At 68.8% G+C, this 2,658-nt stretch carries 5 protein-coding genes; all 5 read right to left on the minus strand.

Annotated features, from left to right (window positions below):
• A partial coding sequence (locus VMJ70_09840; GenBank protein HTO91422.1) for a hypothetical protein occupies positions 1 to 216 on the minus strand: 216 nt, incomplete at its 3' end.
• 100 nt (positions 217 to 316) lie between these two features.
• Positions 317 to 991: a cytochrome c biogenesis protein CcsA gene (ccsA, locus tag VMJ70_09845; GenBank protein ID HTO91423.1), complete on the minus strand. Its 675-nt coding sequence runs from the start codon at positions 989 to 991 to the stop codon at positions 317 to 319.
• A 1-nt stretch (position 992) separates the two neighbouring features.
• Positions 993 to 1,667, minus strand: coding sequence for a heme exporter protein CcmB (locus VMJ70_09850; GenBank protein HTO91424.1), 675 nt, complete (start codon positions 1,665 to 1,667; stop codon positions 993 to 995).
• On the minus strand, positions 1,615 to 2,256 hold the full coding sequence (locus VMJ70_09855; protein ID HTO91425.1) for an ABC transporter ATP-binding protein: 642 nt from the start codon (positions 2,254 to 2,256) through the stop codon (positions 1,615 to 1,617). The genes VMJ70_09850 and VMJ70_09855 overlap by 53 nt, the downstream gene beginning before the upstream one ends.
• A 23-nt stretch (positions 2,257 to 2,279) precedes the next feature.
• Positions 2,280 to 2,658: DHHA1 domain-containing protein (locus VMJ70_09860; GenBank protein ID HTO91426.1), on the minus strand; the 379-nt coding region annotated here is incomplete at its 5' end.

The following is a 2,658-nucleotide window of genomic DNA, read 5'->3' on the forward strand; positions in this document are numbered from 1 at the left end:
GTTCTTCGAGTCCTTGAGCTTGAACTCGAGGAATTGTTCGTCGCGCTTGAGCACGTAGTTCTTATCGGCGAGAACGCCGTTCACCTGCACCAGTCCGCTGGCGCGGCGCGCCTCGGTGAACGAGATGTACGGCGTCACCGACTTGCGGAAGCTGGTGACGCCGATCGCCACCGCGGCGGCGAGCAGCACCACCGCCAGGACGGCTTTGAAGTTCATCGATCCTCCAGATTGCGGATCCGCTTCTCGAGCCGCACCAGATATACGAAGATCAGGCCCCACACCAGCAGCGCGACGCCCATCACCACCCAGTTGCCTTTCATGCCAGCGCCCTGTCCGCGACCGGGGCGATCTCGACCCGGGCACGCTCGAGGCGCAGCAGACGCACCCGGAGCCTGAGCAGCCAGGCGAACAGCGCGGTGAAGCCGAGCAGCATCCCATAGAACACCACCCGGATGCGCGGGTCCATGTCCACTTTGCCACGGGTGTTGATGATCGGATCGGGATGGAGCGAGAAATAGATGCGCGGCACCACGAACATCAGGAACGGCACCGACACGAACGCGATCGCCGAATAGATCGCGGCCAGCCGGGCGCGGCGCGCGGGCTCGTCGATCGCGCTGCGCAGCGCGAGATAGGCGACGTAGATCAGGAGCAGGAAAAAGATCGAGGTCTCGCGCGGATCCCAGTTCCAGTAGGCGCCCCACATCGCCTTGGCCCAGAACGCGCCGCTCACGGTGGCGGCGATGCAGAACAGCAGGCCGAGCTCGGCGGCGGTGGCGGCGTGATCGTCGAACTCGATGCGGCGGGTCCGCAGGTAGAGCAGGCTGGCGACCATGCTCCAGCCCAGCGCCAGCACCGTCACCCACGCCGAAGGGATGTGGAAGTAGAGAACCCGCGTGGTGTCGGCGAGCACCGGCACCAGTGGCGCCCACACGAACGCCAGCACGATGCAGGCCGCGATCCACACCAGCAGCAGGCCGCGCAGGATCACCTCACTCCTCCCACAGATGGTCGTACAGGAGCAGACTCGCGGCCATCAGTGCGGCGCCGTACGCCGCGAGCAGGCGGATCTCCCCGCCCGCCGGCAGCTGCTGCCACTGCGCCCGCGTTCCGCTGACCGCGGCGGCAAGCACGGGCAAGAGTACCGGAAACGAGACTCCCGCGAACAGCGCCCCTCGCCCCCGGCTCTGCGCGATCAAGGCGCCGAGCAGGGTCGAGGACACCGCGAGCGCCAGGCTCCCCAGGGCCAGCAGTGCGAGGAACGTGCCCCAGCGGGGAGGCGGGGCCCCCATCAGCACCAGAAACAACGGAACCGTGACGATCTCGAGCACGGCAAGAAACAACAGATTGAAAAGCAGCTTGCCGATCGCAATCTCGGTGGGCGAAGCCACCCGGCGCAGCATCGACAGGGTCTGACCCTCCACTTCCCGCACGAAGGCGTGGCTGAGCGACGCCAGCGTCGCGAACAGCAGCACGATCCACAGCATCGCGGCCAGGACGTCCACCCGGTCGCCGAGCCGCCCCGCGCCGAAGCTCACCGCGACCAGCGCGGTCACCGCGAACAGCAGCGCCGAGTTGAGGCCGTAGCGCGTACGCCATTCGCTGCGGCACTCCTTACGCAGTATCGCCCAGACCGCGGCCAGCGAGCGCGATGCTCTGCTCGGCAAGGTCTCGTTCCCCCGGATCGTTGGTGGCCAGCACCACGCGGGTCGTGGCCCGCAGGCGCGTCAGGACCTCGACCAAATGCCCCTTTCCGGCCGCGTCGAGATGACTCCCGGGCTCATCGAGCAGCAGGATCGGCGGACTCCCAAGCAGGGCGAAGGCGAGCCGGAGCCGCTGGTGCATGCCGGTCGAGAGCGCCGCCGCGCGATCGTCGAGCCGCGAGGTGAGCCCGACCGACCCAACCACGTCGCGCACCGCCACGCTCCGCCCGGCGAGGCCGCGCGCCTCGGCCGCGAACTCGAGGTTCTCACGCACGGTGAGCTCCCCATAGAAGTGGAGATCGGGCGACGCCCAGCCCGTCACCTGGCGTCGTTCGGCACGCTGGAACTCGCGCCCCTCCACCCGCAGCGTCGAGGCGCCGGCCGAGGGGCGCAGGAGCCCGGCGAGGATCCGGAGCAGCGTGCTCTTCCCCGAGCCGTTGGGACCGGTGACCGCGACCACACCGGGGCCGCTCAGCGAGAAGCTGAGAGGCTCGAGACCCCGCCCGGGGCCGTACTGATGCGCGAGGCTCTTTCCTTCGAGCTCGATTTCCACGTCGCCTCCCTGCGAAACGCGGGTCAGTTCGTTCGAGTTCGTCGCGGCTCGAGCGCCGCGACGCGTCGCGACAGCTCCGGCAGCACCTTCGCCCTCGCGTCGGCCCGCGTGCCGCGCAGCAGCACGCCGGCCGCGTGAATGTGACCGCCGCCGCCGAGCCGCGAGCAAATCTCGTCGACCGCCACGCGGCCGGTCGAGCGCAGCGACACCTTGATCTTGCCCGGCTCCACCTCGGAGAACAGCGCCACCGCCTCGACTCCAGCGATGGTCCGCGGCAGGTCCACCAGACCTTCGGTGTCCGAACCCACCAGTCCGTGCTTCTGGAACTGCTCGGGGCTCGCCTCCAGCACCACCACGCGGCCATCGTCGAGCATCTCGAGCGCGCTCAGCACTTCGCCGAAG

Origin of the sequence: Candidatus Sulfotelmatobacter sp. (assembly GCA_035498555.1) — a bacterium.
Taxonomy (GTDB): domain Bacteria; phylum Eisenbacteria; class RBG-16-71-46; order RBG-16-71-46; family RBG-16-71-46; genus DATKAB01.